The 19,749-nt window shown below is 32.1% G+C and carries 16 protein-coding genes, 1 tRNA gene and 1 pseudogene; 6 read left to right on the forward strand and 12 right to left on the reverse strand.

The annotated features are described in order from the left end of the window. Nucleotides 1-39: 39 nt before the first annotated feature. Entirely contained in the window at nt 40-3,831 is a 3,792-nt protein-coding gene (locus HPY79_00745; protein NSW44347.1) for a T9SS type A sorting domain-containing protein, read from the forward strand. A gap of 60 nt (nt 3,832-3,891) precedes the next feature. Next, nucleotides 3,892-4,515, forward strand: a complete 624-nt coding sequence (locus HPY79_00750) for a deoxynucleoside kinase (protein ID NSW44348.1) — start codon at nt 3,892-3,894, stop codon at nt 4,513-4,515. 9 nt (nt 4,516-4,524) lie between these two features. Here the strand turns inward: HPY79_00750 and HPY79_00755 are convergent, their stop codons facing one another. The 7 genes from HPY79_00755 to hydG are packed head-to-tail and all read right to left on the reverse strand — an operon-like array spanning nt 4,525 to nt 8,932. Further along, nucleotides 4,525-5,016, reverse strand: a complete 492-nt coding sequence (locus HPY79_00755) for a metallophosphoesterase family protein (GenBank protein ID NSW44349.1) — start codon at nt 5,014-5,016, stop codon at nt 4,525-4,527. After that, a complete protein-coding gene (locus HPY79_00760; GenBank protein ID NSW44350.1) occupies nt 5,009-5,797 on the reverse strand; it encodes an amidohydrolase in 789 nt (262 codons plus the stop codon). The genes HPY79_00755 and HPY79_00760 overlap by 8 nt, the downstream gene beginning before the upstream one ends. Further along, entirely contained in the window at nt 5,787-6,341 is a 555-nt protein-coding gene (locus tag HPY79_00765) for a 1-acyl-sn-glycerol-3-phosphate acyltransferase (GenBank protein ID NSW44351.1), read from the reverse strand. The genes HPY79_00760 and HPY79_00765 overlap by 11 nt, the downstream gene beginning before the upstream one ends. A gap of 3 nt (nt 6,342-6,344) precedes the next feature. Further along, nucleotides 6,345-6,917, reverse strand: coding sequence for a rubrerythrin family protein (locus tag HPY79_00770; protein NSW44352.1), 573 nt, complete (start codon nt 6,915-6,917; stop codon nt 6,345-6,347). A gap of 6 nt (nt 6,918-6,923) precedes the next feature. Next, nucleotides 6,924-7,181 carry a hypothetical protein gene (locus HPY79_00775; GenBank protein ID NSW44353.1) on the reverse strand — a complete coding sequence of 86 codons (258 nt, stop codon included), beginning with the start codon at nt 7,179-7,181 and terminating at the stop codon, nt 6,924-6,926. A gap of 41 nt (nt 7,182-7,222) precedes the next feature. Continuing rightward, nucleotides 7,223-7,480, reverse strand: a complete 258-nt coding sequence (locus tag HPY79_00780; GenBank protein NSW44354.1) for a hypothetical protein — start codon at nt 7,478-7,480, stop codon at nt 7,223-7,225. 18 nt (nt 7,481-7,498) lie between these two features. Continuing rightward, on the reverse strand, nt 7,499-8,932 hold the full coding sequence (hydG, locus tag HPY79_00785) for a [FeFe] hydrogenase H-cluster radical SAM maturase HydG (protein ID NSW44355.1): 1,434 nt from the start codon (nt 8,930-8,932) through the stop codon (nt 7,499-7,501). A gap of 140 nt (nt 8,933-9,072) precedes the next feature. Here hydG and HPY79_00790 point away from each other — a divergent pair, with 140 nt between their 5' ends. From HPY79_00790 to HPY79_00805, 4 genes and pseudogenes are all read left to right on the forward strand, one after another. Next, on the forward strand, nt 9,073-9,723 hold the full coding sequence (locus HPY79_00790) for a ribulose-phosphate 3-epimerase (GenBank protein NSW44356.1): 651 nt from the start codon (nt 9,073-9,075) through the stop codon (nt 9,721-9,723). Nucleotides 9,724-9,771: 48 nt separating this feature from the next. Further along, nucleotides 9,772-9,845 (forward strand) — tRNA-Pro (locus HPY79_00795). A 66-nt stretch (nt 9,846-9,911) separates the two neighbouring features. Continuing rightward, a pseudogene (porV, locus tag HPY79_00800) lies at nt 9,912-11,198 on the forward strand (type IX secretion system outer membrane channel protein PorV). Then, nucleotides 11,198-11,689 (forward strand): 2-C-methyl-D-erythritol 2,4-cyclodiphosphate synthase, encoded by a 492-nt coding sequence (locus tag HPY79_00805; GenBank protein NSW44357.1) that lies wholly within the window; start codon nt 11,198-11,200, stop codon nt 11,687-11,689. Before porV ends, HPY79_00805 begins: the two are co-directional and overlap by 1 nt. Here HPY79_00805 and HPY79_00810 read toward each other — a convergent pair. From HPY79_00810 to HPY79_00830, 5 genes are read right to left on the reverse strand one after another with little or no spacing between them, the layout of a single operon-like run. After that, nucleotides 11,686-12,396: a TIGR00730 family Rossman fold protein gene (locus HPY79_00810; GenBank protein ID NSW44358.1), complete on the reverse strand. Its 711-nt coding sequence runs from the start codon at nt 12,394-12,396 to the stop codon at nt 11,686-11,688. The genes HPY79_00805 and HPY79_00810 overlap by 4 nt on opposite strands. A 25-nt stretch (nt 12,397-12,421) precedes the next feature. Then, nucleotides 12,422-15,250: an excinuclease ABC subunit UvrA gene (gene uvrA / locus HPY79_00815; protein ID NSW44359.1), complete on the reverse strand. Its 2,829-nt coding sequence runs from the start codon at nt 15,248-15,250 to the stop codon at nt 12,422-12,424. A 3-nt stretch (nt 15,251-15,253) separates the two neighbouring features. After that, complete coding sequence (locus HPY79_00820; GenBank protein ID NSW44360.1) at nt 15,254-16,297, reverse strand: transglycosylase SLT domain-containing protein; 1,044 nt, start codon at nt 16,295-16,297, stop codon at nt 15,254-15,256. Continuing rightward, a complete protein-coding gene (locus tag HPY79_00825) occupies nt 16,263-17,321 on the reverse strand; it encodes an undecaprenyl/decaprenyl-phosphate alpha-N-acetylglucosaminyl 1-phosphate transferase (protein NSW44361.1) in 1,059 nt (352 codons plus the stop codon). Before HPY79_00825 ends, HPY79_00820 begins: the two co-directional genes overlap by 35 nt. 4 nt (nt 17,322-17,325) lie before the next feature. After that, the gene (locus HPY79_00830; protein ID NSW44362.1) at nt 17,326-19,749 is read right to left on the reverse strand and encodes a polysaccharide biosynthesis tyrosine autokinase; all 2,424 of its coding nucleotides are present in this window, start codon (nt 19,747-19,749) and stop codon (nt 17,326-17,328) included.

Raw genomic sequence — 19,749 nt, forward strand, 5'->3', positions numbered from 1 at the left:
TATATAGAACCTTATGTCAAAACTTAAAATTAAATAAAGATGAAAAAACTTATTCTATTATTAATATTCGTATGGATAACCTATCCATTTTTTTCACAGTCTATTGCTTATAAAGCAGAAGAAGACGGCTATTTTAGCAATTCTTTTGAAACAAAAGCCGGATTAGTACTGGTTGGCAATAAACAAAACGATTTATATCTATTAAAAAATGGTAAACTAAGTACTTTAGTTTCTGCACCCGGCTGCGCTCGTTATATTCAACTATCGCCCGATAGTTTATCTGTAGCTTTTAAGTACATTCACAAAGATGGGTACCAACAACCTGCTATTATTAACCTAAATACTCAAAAGCTCACCTTTTTATACTCCCAAGTACCACTTTGCGGACAACCAACATTTGATGCTCAAGGTAAAATTTATTTCACAATTGGTAACGAACTCAAAGTTTATCAAAACGGCAATACCCAAAGTTTTCAATTACCGCTCTATGTCAACTATATTGCAGTTTCGCACAATGGCAATTTAGTAGCTTTTGCCGACGATGACAAAGGTATATATTTATTTAATTTAACTACTTTAGAAACGAAGCTTATTGGCACGCCGGCTTGTTTTTATCCTGCTTTTTCATTCGACAATCATTATTTAGCCTATGGTTCAAATCCACACTTATTATATGTTTATGATCTGATAAACAACAAAACCCTGGGACCTATTGATATGGCAGGTTTTAAATGGCATCCTTTCGAAAACAAACTCGTAGGTATTCACTCCACTTCGAAAGATTTTGAAATATTAAGCAGCGATGTTTGGCAAGTATCTTTACCTAATTTAACTATTGAGGAAATTACACACTCACCAGAATTTGAATCATCTGTTAATTTCGATGCCTATGGGAATTACAGAATCACTTATTTGACAGAATATGCAGTAAAAAAACTTACCACCCAAAAAACAACACAACTGTTATATAAAACCTCAACTTTAGATCAATCGAGCCTTTATCCCGAAGCCAATACCAAAGCTGATGTTACCGTTCCGGGTACCGTCCCCTATGTGCATCAAGTGTACGATACTCCTTCATGGCATTCGGGTTATGGAAGCTGTGCACCCACAACGTCTATCATGGCATTGGCATATTACAATCGCTTACCTAAATGGTCGGTTACTGTTGATCACGGTAAAACTTGGGACCCACACGTTAACGATTACGGTAGCTATGTTGCCGATCGTTATCGCTTTAACGAATGGTATTACCAAGAAACAGCCGATGATTATGCTGGGAACACTGCTTATGGAGGCTATGGTTATATGTGGACTGGTTCATATTCGCCCAATAGTCGAATGAAAAACTACATTCAAAACCACTATTTAACGTCCAATCAATATTGGACTACTTCATGTACCTACTCAGCTACAACTACCGAAATCGACAATGGTTATGTTCACCCAATTTGTTGTTATCTTACCAGTTCAGGTCACTTGGTTTTAGCCATTGGATACAAAACCGGTCAACATACATTAATATTTAACGATCCCTATGGCAACAAAAATACACCTGGATATCCAAGCTACGATGGTGCTTATTCATATTACGACTGGCCAGGCTACAACAACGGTTACGTAAATCTCGATGCCAACGGCAATTATGGTTATGTTGCGTGGACGGTTGCAGCACGTGGCACACAACCTGTATACTCCGATACCATCATTGACGATAACCATTTTAATCATGGCTTTTTTATGAACAATGTAAATAATGGTTCACACATGCGTTATTTTCGCGATTTTAATGTAGGTTACGGCGGACATAGCTGGTACACTTTAGGTATGGCAACAGGAAGCGATATTTGTTTTTGTACATGGACGCCAACTATTCATCAAAACGGTTACTTCAATGTTAAAGCTTTTATTCCCAGTCAAGGATCTAATACAACTCACGCTAAATATAAAATTTTTCATGCTAATGGTGTCGACAGTGTTATTATCAACCAAAACACACATCGCAATCAATGGGTTGATTTAGGAACCTATTATTTTACTACTAATGGTCAAAAATATGTGTATTTAGGCGATTTAACTGGTACAACCGGCGATTCCATAGCATTCGACTGTGTAAAATTTAGCCCTATGCAAGTTGATAATATCGCTCCATCAACTTCTATTTCGACCAATGGAACCTGGAAAACACAAGATTTTACTGCTACTTATATCGATTCAGACAACGATTCTGTTGAAAAAGCTTTTTACCAAGTGCTCGATTTTAATGGCAATTACTGGTTTGCCAACCATCAACGTGGCTTCTTTGGCGACAACTTCGATACCTTACAACCGTTGTGGGCAATATACAATGGAACATGGAATGTTAGCAATGGCGAACTCATACAAAGCGACGAAAACGAAACAAATACAAATATTTATGCTCCATTAAATCAAACACTTTCTAATCGTTATCTTTATCATTTTAAAGCCAAAGTTAGTGGTAATGGTACCAACAAACGTTTCGGCTTTCACTTTTTTTGCGATGATGGTAATTTAGAAAATAGAGGTAACTCTTATTTCATTTGGTTTAGAGTCGAAGGTCAAACACTTGAATTTTATAAATCGACCAATAATGTCATTCAGCAACAGAGCATTATAAATGGAATTACGACTAATCCTAATCAATGGTACGATTTTAAAATAACCTACGATAGAATAACGGGGAAAATATGTGTTTGGCGTGATGATATTTTTCTTGGCACATGGACAGACCCTACCCCCTATTCTACTAACGGCAATTACATAAGCTTTAGAACCGGTAATGCAGTACTTAACGTAACAGAATTAAAGGTATATCGTTCAAGAACCACCACCACTAACATCAGCTTAGGCGATTCAACTAAAGATATTCGTTACCAGAATCCAAACCCAACAACCTATGCAGCAAAAATTAAATCAATAGTAGTTGATGCGTATAACAATTTATCACCTATTGCCTATCATGATTTAAATGTTGACTGGACAGCCCCCTTAACCATTAGCTTAATAAACGACGGAAGTATTAGCGATGTTGACACTGTTATGAATCCTAACCAAATTGAAGCATACTGGACAAATACAAACGACCCTCATAGCGGCATCGCTTATTATGAAGTATCGCTAGGTACATCGCCATGCAACGATGATATAGTAAATTGGACTCAAGTTGGATTAGTTAATCAATATACATTCAACAACTTACAACTCAATCAAGGTCAAACTTATTACACCAATGTTCGGGCTGTAAATAATGCCGGTTTAGTAAGTGCTTGCACTTCCAGTGATGGATTTATTGTTGGCAGCAATTTGATTGCCGATTTCTATGCCGTTGATAGCATTTTATATTTACCCAATGCTTACGCAATTTTTGTAAATACTTCTCTCAATGCTCAGAGCTATTTATGGAATTTTGGCGATGGAAGCACCTCTACCGATATGAACCCCTTTCACCTTTATATCGATACTGGCTCTTATACTGTTAGTCTTAAAGTATTTAATAATACCATGCAAGATTCTATTATCAAACAAAATTACATTCATGTTCAAGCAGCGAATTTGCTCCCAGCTAATAAGCTTTCTAGCGTTTACTATTTTCCCAATCCCGTTAAAGAGAAACTCACAATTGTGGTAAATTCGGCGACTAAACAAAAGCTTTCATACCAAATTAAAGATATTACAGGTAAAACCATAACCAATGGACAAATTGAAACAAACAAACAACAAAACATTGATTTTTCAACTCTAAGTAAAGGATGTTATATCATTCAATTTGAAAATGAATGGATAAAAAAATTGTCAATAATTAAACAATAATTTTTTTGGTTAGCCAATAAAAAACCTGTACTTTTATTTCAAAATTTTTGAACTATGGGAATGCATATAGCCGTAGCCGGTAATATAGGCTCAGGAAAAACTACTCTTACTACCTTATTATCAAAACATTATAAATGGGAAGCACACTTTGAAGATGTGGATGACAACCCATACTTAAACGATTTTTACGACGATATGCATCGTTGGTCTTTTAACCTTCAAGTGTACTTTCTAAACAGTCGCTTTAGTCAAATATTAGAAATTCGTAAATCGCCTAAAACAGTTATTCAGGACCGTACTATTTATGAAGACGCCCATATCTTTGCTCCTAACTTACATAGCATGGGACTTATGTCATCACGCGATTTTGAAACTTATTTTACTTTATTTAACCTTATGTCTTCGTTAGTTCAACCACCCGACTTACTTATATACTTACAGGCTTCGGTTCCTAAGCTAGTAGAACAAATTCAAAAACGCGGACGAGAATACGAAGCCAGTATCCGACTCGATTATTTAAAAAGCTTAAATGAACGCTATGAAGCTTGGATTTCAAATTACAATTTAAGCAAAATTTTAATTGTAGATGTGGATAATAACGATTTTAGTAACAATCCACAAGATTTAAGCAAAATAATCGATCAAGTAGATGCCGAACTACATGGTTTATTTAAAGTCAAATAAAAAAACTTCTTACCTATTCTTTTCCCAAATATGAGCATCTTTTACAGTAGCATTTTCTATAAATAGTTTTACTATTGTTATTTTGGTATGAAAGCCATATAAACCGGCTGCACCAGGATTAACAAAGAGCCAATTATATTTTTTATCGTACATTATTCGTAAAATATGCGAATGCCCTCCTATTACTAAATTATATTTCGAACTTTGCAAAATAGGAATAACATTTTTATCGTATTTATTTGGACAACCTACTATATGCTTCATAAAAACATTTACGCCCTCAATAGTGAATTGTTGAATTGCTGGAACTTCTTTTTTTATTAGATTTCCATCGATGTTACCATAAACAGCTCTTAGAGGTTTAAAACTTTTAAGTGCATTTAATACTTCTATTGAGCCTATATCGCCAGCATGCCAAATTTCATCACAATCTTCAAAATAACGATATACATAATCGCCCAAATAGCCATGTGTATCCGATAAAAGCCCTATTTTAACCATTTAATTTAACATCAAAATCATCTGCATCTAAATAGGCTGGAAATTCTTTTTTAAAATCGGAAAGAGCACTATACGAACATGTAGCAAGAATAGCCATTTCTGAATTATCACTTGCTTCATCTATTACATTTCCTTTATAATCGATAAACATGGTTGCACCATTATATTTAACTCCATTACCATCAGTGCCACAACGATTTACCCCAATCACATAGCATTGATTTTCAATAGCTCTTGCCATTAAAAGTTTTTTCCAAGCATCTATTCTTGCTTGAGGCCAATTGGCAACTACTAATAAAACATCATAATTGTTTTTGTTTCGCAACCATACTGGAAAACGCAAGTCATAACAAATAGAGGGTTTTATTTTCCAATTTAAATAGTTTATGATGATTGATTTATTACCTGAAGCATATATTTTATCTTCGTTTGCCATTCTAAACAAATGCCGTTTATCATACATAAAATAATTACCATTCGGCTCAAAAAAGAAAAAACGATTAACATAACGCTCGCTATCTTTAATCATTAAGCTACCTGCAATAGCTGTTTTATATTGATTAGCCCATTTTGAAAGTTGTTTTAAAGGTTTAGAATCGTTTTCTAATGAATTTGAAAATACATTCATCGAAAAACCTGTTAAAAACATTTCTGGGAAAACAATTATATCTGCCTTTGAACTATAATTTTCAATCCAAAATTTTATTTTTTGCAGGTTTGCATCTACATTTTCCCATATAATATCTAGCTGAATAGCTGCAATGCTAATATTATTCATCATATTGTGGTGTATCAAATTGCAAAGGCTTTTTAGCTATTACTCCCTGGTAGCACTCTGCTATTTGTTTTAGAACTTCGTTATAGGGTAAATTATAATCAATTTCTCTTACGGGTCCTAATATTTTATGCCCGTAATCGAGTTTTGTTACTACAATAGGAACTTGAGCTTTTTGTGCTATTAAATAGAATCCTTTTTTCCATCGTTTTGTTTTTTTTCGAGTTCCTTCGGGAGTAATGACTAAATAGAAAAATTCGTTTTGTTTAAAATGTTCAACCATTTGATCTACCATATTATTTTTAGTATTACCTCTATCAACTGGAACTCCTCCTAATGCTTTGAGTATATAGCCAAATGGAAAAACAAAAAATTCCTTTTTTATTATAAATCGCGTTTTAAGACCAAAATGATGCAATGCAAGCCAACCATTGATAAAATCCCATACACTCGTATGGGGTGCTGCTATAATAACCATCTTTTTATATGCAGGAAAAGTGCCTTCGATTTTCCAACCGAGGCACTTTAAAGCAAGCGTTTGCCAACGCATATTTTAATAGTTTTCAGCTAATATCTCAAAAAATGATTTAGAATGTAAACAAGCAGGACAAGTTTCGAGTGGTTTTGTACCTTCGTGAACATAACCACAATTTCGACAAACCCATTTTACTTTTTCGTTACGTTCAAAAACAGTTCCATCAATTATATTTTGTAGTAGTTTGCGATAGCGTTTTTCGTGTTCTGCTTCTACTTTTGCTATCATTTTAAATGCAGTAGCAATTTCTTTAAACCCTTCTTTCAATGCAACTTCGGCAAAATAAGGATACAAATCAGCCCATTCTTCATGTTCGCCATTAGCAGCAGCTTCAAGATTTTCTTTTGTTGTGCCAATAATACCAGCTGGATAAGTAGCGGTTATTTCGAGCATTCCACCTTCTAAAAATTTAAAAAAACGTTTTGCATGTTGCTTTTCTTGGTCTGCTGTTTGTTGAAAAATAGCAGCTATTTGTTCGTATCCTTCATTTTTAGCAACTTTTGCATAAAACTCATAACGATTTCGTGCTTGTGATTCACCAGCAAATGCTTTTAATAAATTTTTTTCGGTTTCTGTTCCTTTTAAACTCATATAAAATTATTTTTTAAATACCATTTTTTGAATTTCAATATCTTTTAATTGACGTAATTCTTCTTCAAGATTTTGCATCTCTTGCTTATCGCCATACAATTCTAATAAAATTATACCACTATTGCTGCAATATCCATTTACAACTTCGTGTAACCCTAAACGTGTTTTAATTGAACAACCAAAGCGAGTTAATAAATTTTGCACAGCTAAAGCATTCTTTGAACGTTCTTGAATATGAATACCTAATATTACTACTTCTTCCATAATATTTTTTTGGAGCTAAGTTAATATAAATTCAAATAAAATTAAATAGTAAAATTCATTTCTTGCAATTCAATTCCCTCAATTTGTTTTATTGCTTCTAAAAATTGCTCGTAGTGATATTTATCATCAATTATTTGCAATATAATGAATCCTACTCTACTGCATGTATATTCGCTTACTTCATGAAAGCCGAGTCTTGAACGTATAATACAACCAAAATCGCTCAATACCTTTTGTGTTTTACCTGCTTCTTTTATGCGGTCTTTAATAGCAATACCAACTATTTTATAATTTGTCATAATGTTAAGGTTTTATTATTAAAAGTAAATATCACGTTCACCATTTTTAATACGTTCTATTCTATTTTTAAGTTCATTTACATTCATATGTCCTTGCAAACCAGCAATTTCATTTTCAATTGCTTTCCACCCTTTTTCTTGTACATCGGGTGTTGCATAATCGATTAAATATTCTGTTAAGGTTAAAATTGCATTGGGCGAACAATATCGTTTAATAAAACCGGGTACGGAGAATTCCATAAAATGTTCTCCTGTTCTACCTTTTCGATAGCAAGCAGTGCAAAATGAAGGTAAATATCCTTGATCGAGCAAATCGCTAATTATTTCATTAAGCGAACGATCATCATTAATTTTAAATTGTTCGCGATTTAAATCTTGCTCACGATTAAGCAATTTTGCTTTGGCATATCCGCCTAATTCTATTACTGTTCCACCATCTATTTGACTCACACCAAAACGCATAACTTCTTTCCTTACGTTTGCATTTTCTCGAGCTGTTAGAATCATACCCGTGTATGGTACAGCCAAACGCAAAATAGCAATTAGTTTAACAAAATCATCATCAGACACCATATATTTAGATCCAACTGATAGCTCCGAAGCATCTTTAATACGTGGAAATGAAATGGTATGAGGACCAACATTATAGCATGCTTCTAAATGATTAGTGTGACGAATCAAAGCCATCACCTCGAAACGCCAATCGTACAGGCCAAATAACGCACCTATCCCAACATCATCTATTCCTGCTTCTTGAGCTCTATCAAGTGATGTCAATCGCCATTCATAATCCTTTTTCTTACCTCCTACATGATACCAAGTATAAGCATCGGGGTGATAGGTTTCCTGAAAAATTTGATATGTGCCAATACCAGCTTTACCAATTGTTCTGAAGCCTTGAATATCGAAAGGTGCAGCATTGATGTTTACACGTCTTATTTCACCATAACCTTTTTTAACACTATATACTAACTTTACTGTATGAGCAATATATTCGGCAGAATACTCAGGATGTTCACCATAAACCAGAATAAGACGTTTTTGACCATTATCTTCCAATGCTTCTACTTCTTTAACAATCTCATCATCGGTTAAAGTTTTACGAATAGCTTTAGTATTTGTAACTTTAAATCCACAATATTGACAATTATTTGAACATTTATTACCAATATATAAAGGTGCAAATAAAACAATTCTATTTCCATATACTTTTTCTTTAAGCACACGAGCCCCTTGTTTTATTTCTTCTATTAATTCTGGGTCAGTAGTATTTATGAGCACTGCCGTTTCTTCTAAATTTAAACGTTGTTTATCGAGCGATTTTGCAATTACTTCACGTACTCTTTGCTTATCAGGTTTAACATTGTTGATATAATTCCAAATTTCGTCTGGATCAATAAATGGTTGCATCCGTTTATCTTCGATAGAGTACTTTTCTGGCTTAAATTTCATATTTCTTTTAAATTAAAAATTATTAGGTACAATAATACTTAATATTTGCATATAAAAAAATGATTTTTGTTAGTTTTTCAAGTTTTGAACATATATTTGCGATAAAAAATAATGTCGTTATCTTTGAAACAAAAATTGAAATGATAGCACCTTCTATTTTATCAGCAGATTTTACTCATTTAGCAGAAACTATTGAATTACTTAATAAAAGCGAAGCAAGTTATATTCATCTCGATATTATGGATGGCACATTTGTTCCAAACATAACTTTTGGGATGCCTATTGTCAAACAAATAAAAAAGATTGCTCAAAAACCTTTAGATACCCATTTAATGATTATTCAGCCCGAGCGTTACATTGAGCAATTTGCCGATGCGGGTTCAGATATCATTACTGTTCATTTTGAAACATGTCCTCATTTACACCGTACCATTCAGCAAATAAAACAAATAGGTATAAAAGCAGGTGTTTCAATCAATCCACATACTCCTGTTTCTGTTCTTGAAAATATTTTAAGCGAAGTCGATTTAGTACTTGTAATGTCAGTTAATCCTGGTTTTGGTGGACAAAAATTCATTGATTTTTCTTATAAAAAAATTACTCAATTGAACGAAATACGTAAAAAACAAAATTTATCGTTTTTGATAGAAGTTGATGGTGGTGTATGTTTAGAAAATGCTGCAAAACTTTATCAATCAGGAGCTAATATTTTAGTTGCAGGTAATGCAGTATTTAACCACTCCAGACCCATCGAAGCTATTAAAGAATTAAAAAATGTAAATAATAAGTAATCTTTGACAAATAAAAAACAATTTCTACCTTTGCAAAGTTTTTTATCACGGGGTGTAGCGCAGTTGGCTAGCGCGCCACGTTCGGGACGTGGAGGCCGGTGGTTCGAGTCCACTCACCCCGACTATTATTATGTTTATTAAATACAATATATTTAATTATTATACGTTTTATCAAACTCAAATATACCATTATATAAAAAGTTATGAAAAAGCTATTTATCGTTTTCTTAGTTACATGTCAAAGTATTTTCGTTAGCAATGCACAAATTTCTAATCAAACCTTAAATGGTAGAGATGGAGAAGCCAATGTTATTACTACTGCAGTTCCTTTTTTAACTATAGCTCCAGATTCAAGATCAGGCGCAATGGGCGATGCAGGCGTAAGTACTAGTCCTGATATAAACGCTCAACATCACAATCCCTCTAAGTACGTATTTATGAAAAATGATTTTGGTATTTCAATATCCTATACACCTTGGTTACGTCAATTAGTTAATGACATCAATTTAGCTTATGTAGCAGCATACAAAAAAATTGGTGGTGGTCAAGCATTAAGTGGTTCTTTACGTTATTTTTCACTTGGTGACATTACTTTTACTAATATAAATGGCGATATTACTGGTCAACATAAGCCGAATGAATTTGCTCTTGATTTTGCCTATAATCGCATGTTAGGCGAACATATTAGTGGTTCTATTGCATTACGGTATGTTAATTCTAACCTTACAGGTGGTTACTCTGGTACTGGTCCTCAAACTAAAATTGGACAAGCTTTTGCTTCAGATGTTTCTATGTTTTACAAAAAAGAATTAGAAGTTCAAAAGAAAAAAGCAGAATTAAATATTGGCGCCAACATTTCAAATATTGGCTCTAAAATGTCTTATACCGATGGTGCTGTAAAAGATTTCTTACCTGCAATGCTTAGGGTCGGCTCTTCTTTTAAACTCGATATGGACGATTATAACAGTATCTTAGGTGTTTTAGAGCTTAGTAAGCTTTTGGTTCCTACCCCTCCTATTTATTATGCTGTTGGCGACACCTTACCCGATGGGTCAATTGTTACCATTCCTCAAAAATATGTTCGTTATGGCAAACCTTCGAATGTTTCTGTACCTACTGGAATATTTCAATCATTTTGGGACGCACCAGGAGTACAACTCGATCCATTAAATCCAGACGATAGAAGCCGTGCAAAAGAAGAATGGAGAGAAATTAATTGGTCTTTTGGTTTAGAATATTGGTACTCAAAGCAATTCGCTTTACGTGGAGGTTATTTTCATGAAGATGCTACAAAAGGGAATAGAAAATTTTTTACCGTTGGTCTTGGATTAAAGCTTAAAGTTTTTGCACTTGATTTTTCTTATCTCATTCCAACCTCACAACGACACCCTCTTGGTAATACATTACGGTTTACTATAATGTTCGATTTTGAAGCTACTAAAAAAGATGCTAATAATTCTAACAATAAAAATTAATGCAATTTAGAATTGGCTTTGGCTTTGATGTCCATCGTTTAGACGATAACTTACCTTTTATATTAGGAGGTGTTACTATTCCTAGTGCCAAAGGTATGGTTGCTCATTCGGATGGTGATGTACTTTTACATGCTATATGCGATGCCATGCTTGGAGCTGCCAATTTGGGCGATATTGGTACGCATTTTCCTGATTCTTCTAAAGAATACAAAAACATTAGTAGCTTATTACTACTAAAAAAAACACATGAGTTAATCAAAGCAAATGGTTATTCTATTTCGAATATTGATTCTACAGTAGTAGTTGAAAAGCCTAAAATAATGCCTTATATTGCTGCAATGCAAAATAATATTGCCCAAAATTTAAATTTAACAACGCATCAAATTTCTATAAAAGCGACTACTAACGAAAAATTAGGATTTATTGGCAAAGAAGAAGGAATTACTGCTTATGCAGTAATATTATTATTTAATCCCAATATATCATTTTAAAAATTGGGCTTATGAAAATATTCTAAATAAAATTCATGAATATGATTAGCTGCATCATTTGCATCATCGGCGATATACAATAATTCTAAATCTTTTTCACTAATATTATGTTCTTCGTTTAATACTTTTTCTTTTATCCAATTGATTAACCCTCCCCAATAATCACTACCTACTAATACTATTGGAAATCGTGCTATTTTATGAGTTTGTATCAGCGTTAAAGATTCAAAAAGTTCATCAAACGTACCAAATCCGCCGGGCATAATAACAAAACCTTGTGCATACTTCATAAACATCACTTTTCGCACAAAGAAATAATTAAAATTAATAATCTTATCTTCGTCAATATAAGGATTGGGATGTTGCTCAAATTCTAAAACTATGTTAACTCCTACCGATTTTCCCCCTCCTCTCTTTGCTCCCTTATTAGCTGCCTCCATAATTCCAGGACCACCGCCAGTAATAATTCCGAATCCCTTTTGAGTAAGGTTAAAAGCAATTTCTTCGGCTAATTTATAATATTTGTTATCGGGCTTTGTACGAGCAGAGCCAAATATTGAGACACAAGGTCCAATTTGCGATAATTTTTCAAATCCTTGTACAAATTCAGCCATGATTTTAAAAATATGCCATGAATCATGAGTTTTGATTTCATGCCAACTTTTTGGCTCTAATGCTCTAATAATTTTTTCGTCACCGTGTTGCATAAACTTATTTTTAAATTTTTACTTTTTACGTTAATTGAGATGAAAAGTTTAATTCTGATTTAAGAACTTGAGCTGTAAAACTATTATTTATATGTACTATTTCTTCGGGTGTGCCTTGTGCTATAATATATCCACCTTTTTCTCCCCCATCTGGTCCCATATCTATAATATAATCGGCCTGTTTTATTACATCAAGATTGTGTTCAATAATAATCATAGTATTGCCCTTATCTACCAGTCGCTGAATAAGCTGCATTAAAATTCGTATATCTTCAAAATGCAAACCTGTAGTAGGTTCATCTAAAATGTATAAAGTTTTGCCTGTATCGCGTTTTGTAAATTCTGCGGCTAATTTAACCCGTTGTGCTTCTCCACCACTTAATGTAGTGGCGGGTTGACCTAACTTAATATATCCTAAACCCACATCGTAAAGTGCTTTAAGTTTGGTATGTATATTAGGAATATTTTCGAAAAAATCGATAGCATGTTCAACCGTCATATCAAGTACATCGCTAATAGATTTGCCACGATATCTAACTTCTAATGTTTCACGATTATATCGACGTCCTCCACAATCAGGACATTCTACAAAAACATCGGGCAAAAAATTCATTTCAATTGTTTTTAATCCCGATCCGCCACATGTTTCGCATCTACCTCCTTTTATATTAAACGAAAAACGTCCCGGCTTATAACCTCTGACTTTAGCAAGGGGCATATCGGCAAATAAGTTTCTAATGTCATTAAAAATGTTTGTATAAGTAGCAATATTTGAACGTGGTGTACGTCCAATCGGTGCTTGATCTACTTCTATTACCTTATCAATAAATTCTAATCCTTCAACTGATTTATAAGGTAATGGATTTTTTAAGCTTCTGTAAAAATGTTTTGATAAAATAGGATACAAAGTTTCGCGAATGAGTGATGATTTACCACTTCCTGAGACACCGGTAACACATATAAATGTTCCTAATGGAAAGGAGACATCAATATTTTTTAAATTATGACCCGAAGCGCCTTTGATGGTTAAAAATTTTTCACTTCCTTTTCTTCGTTGTGATGGAATTTTAATTGCTTTTTTACCAGTTAAATAATCGGCGGTTAATGAATGCTGCATCAATATTTCTTGTGGAGTTCCCGTAGCTATAATTTTACCACCATTATTACCGGCACCGGGACCCATATCGACTATATAATCGGCCGATTCAATTATTTGCTTATCGTGTTCTACAACAACGATGGTATTTCCAATATCTCGCAGTTGTTTTAATGATTGTATTAATTTTTGATTATCCCTTTGATGCAACCCAATACTGGGTTCATCTAAAATATATAATACGTTAACAAGTTTACTTCCGATTTGAGTCGCTAATCGAATACGTTGACTTTCGCCTCCCGATAAACTGTGGGCTGGGCGGTTTAAATGAAGGTAATTGATGCCTACATCTAAAATAAATTTTAAGCGATGCTTTATTTCTTTTAATATTTCAGCAGCAATTTTTTGTTGTTTAATAGTTAAAAATGGTTCTAAATTATTTATCCATTCATAAAGTTTATCTAAATTCATTGATGCAAGCTCGCCTATATGTCTTCCATGTATTTTAAAATGCAATGCTTCTTTTTTTAATCGATAACCTTTACAATCGGGACAAATATAAGTATCGACATAGGCCTCTGCCCATTGTTTCTCTTTTTCGCTAGTAGTATCTTGGTGCATTTGCATAATTATATTTACAACCCCACCCCATTGAAAAGGTGATGAAAAAAAATCACTCTTTTTTATCCTAAAATAATGAGGCGAACCATAAAGTATTATATCTAATACATCTTTAGATAAATTTTTAATTGGTGTGTTAAGGGTTTGCTCAAAATAACTTACAATGGCCTCAAGTTGATTAAAAATGTTACTAACACGATATTTGCCTAATGGTAATATTCCACCTGCAGCGATAGAAAGATTTTTATCGGGAATAATTTTATTTTCGTCAATTTTACTTATTTCTCCGAGTCCATAACACGTTGGGCAAGAGCCTTGAGGTGAATTAAAAGAGAATGTATGAGGTGCCGGATCGTTGTATGATATACCAGTTGTTGGGCAAACAAAAAGTTTGCTATAATAATATTCTTTTCGATTTTCTTCATCTATGATTAAACATGTTCCACTCCCTTGTTTTAGGCTTAAATTTAATGACTGATGAAGACGTTTTTCGTTTTTATCATTAATAACAAGTTGATCGATATATAGCTCAACATGATGAACTTTATATCGATCGAGCATAAAACCGGGTCTAAGCAGTGTAAGTTTGCCATTTATGCGTGCATATAAAAATCCCTTGTTTCTCAGATGTTCAAAGAGTTCTTGATAATGACCTTTTCTACCACGAATGATGGGTGCATATAAAGAAATAGATTTGCCTTTAAATTGTTTAAAAATAAGTTCACGAATCTGTTCTTCTGTGTATTTTATCATTTTTTCGCCTGTCTCATACGAATAAGCTTCACCTATTCGGGCATATAAAAGGCGTAAGAAATCATAAATTTCGGTAATAGTACCAACTGTAGAACGAGGATTACGTGAAACAGTTTTTTGTTCGATAGCAATAACCGGACATAATCCATCAATTTTATCAACATTGGGGCGTTGAAGGTTGCCAATAAACTGGCGTGCATAAGCTGAAAATGTTTCCATATAACGTCGTTGCCCCTCGGCGTAAATGGTATCGAAAGCTAAGGAAGACTTGCCGCTTCCCGATAAGCCTGTAATTACAGTTAAAGCATCATGGGGTATATCGACATCAATATTTTTTAGGTTATGTTCGCGAGCTCCTAATACCCTTATATATTTTAAATTCATAAATTATTTAATTGAATCGGTAGCAACACTTAGTGTATCGTCTGCAAAATATAACTGCATTAATTTTTTAATATTTCTATATTCAGGTTTGGGTAGTTGAATAAAATAAGTTTTACCGTTTTCTATAGTTAGTTTATTCTTTTTTAACCATGGGTTGAATATTTTCAATAATTTATAGTTTAAGCCTTTATCAATTGCAAATTGTGTTAAATCATTTATTGTGGTATCAACTGCATATTTTTCGGTTGGTATATTCATATATCTTTGCGACTTTGGTATATAAAATCCATATTTTTTGGGATTAGAAAGAATCGTTTTTAGAGCTAATATTCTATATACATAGCGAGCTGTTTCTTCGTTAAGATAGAGGTCATAATAACTATTGGCCTTTTGGTTAGCAATTACTTTATCAAGATTACCAGCTCCTAAATTATAAGCAGCTGCAACAAGTGTCCAATTTTTATAGTAAGAATATAGATCTTTAATGTGTTTAACTGCTGCTTCGGTTGCTTTTTCAAGATTATAACGTTCATCAATTTCATCGTTTATAACTAATCCATATCTTTCGGCTGTTGGCTTCATAAATTGCCAAAAACCAGAGGCTCCGGCCGGACTCACCACATTAGAAAAACCACTTTCTACAACAACTAAATATTTAAAATCGTCTGGAATATTATTTTTTTTAAGAATAGGTTCAATTGTAGGAAAATATCGATAAGCTCTTTTTAAAATTACAATTGTTTGCGAATGCCAATATGAGTTGATTAGAAATTCGCGATCAAGGCTTTCGTAAACATCAAAATTCTCTATGGGGACACGCTCATTAGCAAAACTAAGTGAATCGGGGATTTCTATTGAAGTGGCATAAAAAGATGGATTGTTCATTATGTGATTGTTTTTATCCACAGAATTATTACTAAAAATTAGGTATTTATGCAATATGTAAATACCTATAATAAAAACAATAAATGCAAAAACTTTAAAACTTAAGCGATTGAATATTAAACTACTACTACTTTTTATTTTTTCTATTAACTCGGAATGCATTGATATATAAAAAAAGAACTACAAAGATACTATAAAAAAATGAAATTATGACTAATGATTTATTTAAATTGCCGGTATATAAAAAATACGTAGCAATAATTACCCCAATAAGATTTAACAAAAATAGAAGAATGGCAATTTTATTTTCACTCAGTCCGATATAATAAAGAGCATGAGTGGTATGATCTTTTCCACCAGTAAAAGGTGATTTTTTTTCTAATATGCGATTTATGGTAACGGTTGTAGTATCAGCTATAGGTATAAGGAAAAATAATAAAATATATAAAAAGGGTAATAAATTCGTCCATTGATTATATTCATAAATTGAATGATTCCAAATATATTTGACACCAAAGATTGCTAAAAATAAACCTAAAAATAAACTACCATTATCGCCCATATACATTTTGGCAGGATGAAAATTAAATATAAGAAAAGTAATTAATGCATAAAATAGCCCTAATAATATTAACAATTCAAATAAATTATGAAAATAAAAAACATTCATAAAAATAAATCCTAATAATATTGAAACACTTACAACTGTTGAAATGGCATCCATATTATCGAGCATATTGATAGAATTCATCATACCGACATACCAAATAATAGTAATTGCATAATTTAAGAAAATGTTATCAAAAATATTGATATATAAGCCAGAATATATCAATATCAAGGCAACTATTATTTGTAAAAACAACTTTAAATTAGGCGAAATAGACAACATATCGTCGGCTAAACCGATAAAAAAAACAAATATTAATGAAATTGAAATAAACAAATATTCAATTTTAATTAAATTATTTGAAATTGGTTGAGACAAAAGAAAAAATGTGCTTGCAAATAAAAAACTAAGAAAAAATGTAATACCTCCAGCAACAGGTTTTTTTTGAGAACTCCAGCGAACAGCTTTCTGATTAGCTTTGTTTATTTTAAAATATTTAGCTTTTTGATAAAAAAAGTTATGTAATAAAATAAAAACACTAATAGATGCTAATGAGTATAATATAAATAACAACATAATTCTAAAGCTTATGTAATAATCTTACAATCAAAGATTTTTTCTTTCGTGGTAAATCGTCATAATAATGATTTTCGTAATCAGACGTGTAACCATATCCATAATTATACGAATATCCGTATTGATTACCGTATTTGGTTTTATCAAAATCGTAAGCATTTATTAAAATCATTAAATTCTTTATATTTTTATCGTCCATTAAATGATTTACATTATATAAAAATGAACGCTTCGAAAAATGAGATTTCATAACATAAATGGGGAAATCTGAAATTTTAAATATTGTAAGTGCATCCGATACTAAACCTAAAGGTGGAGTATCAATTACTACATAGTCATACATGTCAGAAAGTTTTTTTAAGAAATCTTCGAAAACATTCGAAGAAATAAGTTCAGAGGGATTTGGAGGTATGGGTCCAGCCGTTATGTAATCTAAAGTAGGTAATTTTGATTTTTTTATACTATCTTCAATTTTGTTCTTACCGATCAATATTGTAGATATCCCTTTGCTGTTATCTGTATTAAAGCCAACATGTATTCTTGGTCGTCGTAAATCCATATCGAGCAATACTACTCGTTTATTTTGCAAAGCAAAAATACCTGCTAAATTTATGGCAAAAAAGGTCTTCCCTTCTCCGCTTACTGTTGATGAAACTGAAATAATATTATGGCTTTTATCTTTTTGCAAAAATTCTATACTGGCTCTGCATGCTCTAAACGATTCGCTAAAAATTGAATTGGGCTTTATGTCAATTAAAAGTTGTGATACTGGTAATTTAGCTTTATATAAAGGAATTATGCCAAGCACTTTAGCTTCGGTATAGGCTTGAATATCTTCCACAGAAGTAATTTCATTATATAATAAATAACGAATAATCATAAAACCTAAGCTTATTATAAAAGCTAATATTAAAGCTACTATTATAACCATCCTTTTATTAGGCGAGATGGGTTCTTTGGGTGTATTGGCATTTTGTAATATAATATTTTGACTTACGCTTCCGGCTTGACTTATAAGATATTCTGTTTTTTTCTCGAGTAGTTTATTGTAATAGCCAACGTTGATATCGTATAATCGTTTTAGCTTTAAATAATCGAGATCAGATAGTGCATTAGTTCCAAATTTATTTTGTTGATAAAATGTTAATTTTTCGTTTAAAATATTTTTCTTATCGTTAAGTCTTTGAGCATTAGCTTTCAAAATGTCAATAAGGGTATTGCGTTGTTTTTCAATTTGTTTATTGATCGTTTTTACTTGAAAGCTATTGGGAGTTTTGCTCGATAATACTTGTTCCTTTTGATCATCTAAATATTGTATTTTATTGATTATTGACATTGTAATTGGATCAGAGTTTGGCACAAGAGAAATAAGTTCAAAAATTGGTAATTCTGGATTTTGTTGGAGCTTAGATATTAAACGTTTATATGCATATAACTCAATTTCTAAACTTTCAATTTCTTGTTGTATTTTATCGGTAAGTTGTTCATAACGAGCCAAAGGACTTTCTTTTTCAGGATCAGTTAAAAATGAAATATTATGTGAATTTTTGAATAAAAGCAGTTGTTCTTCTAAGCTATCAATAGTTCTATATATTAACTTACTTTGCTCTTCTATAAACTTTAATATTAACTTGGAGCTTTCTATTTTCTTTTCAACATCATAATTAATAAATTCTTCAGCAATTGTTTTTACTACTTCAGAAGCTTTTGATGGATTGTTATCAGTAAATTTTATTTGAATAGTATTGGCTTCGGCATTTAAAACAAAAACTTCTAATTTACTAGTATTTGAATGTTGAATATAATTAGAATCGTTAATAATAAAATAATATGAATCATTTTTTATTTTTTCGGTTTGTTGATGAATAGATACAGAATCAATAACATCTATTTTTAATTTTATTCCATTCCATTCTACCCATTGATTTATAGGAAGGCTTTTTTCAACCTTTTGGTCTGCATATTTATATCTTAAAATAGCCGTATGATCGGTAAAAGAAACAAATATAGGCAAACCATAATAATTTTTACTAGTTATTTGATACGATACTATAAATGGAGTAGAACGATATAATTCAAAAGCTAAAAAAGTACCTTGTGAATAATAACTAACATCAAGAGGTAGCTTATTAAATGTTCTTTTTAAAAATTCGGGTGAACGCAATAATTCTATGGTTTGATTTAAATTTACTTCGTCGTTTTTAATATTTGATATTTCTAAAATTTGATTCGTTTTGTCCGTTTCGTTTTTTATTTGTAAAACAGATGTTGCCACATACAATGGTGGTGTATATCGCAAATAAAGGTAAGCTCCGACTATCGCAAAAATAAAAACAATAGCAGTAAATAACATCGAACGTTTAATTATGTGCAATACGATAAATGGGTCTATTTTTTCGTTTAATATGGGTATCTTTTTTCGTTCCAT

Source organism: Bacteroidales bacterium (genome assembly GCA_013314715.1).
Taxonomy (GTDB): Bacteria; Bacteroidota; Bacteroidia; order Bacteroidales; family GWA2-32-17; genus Ch61.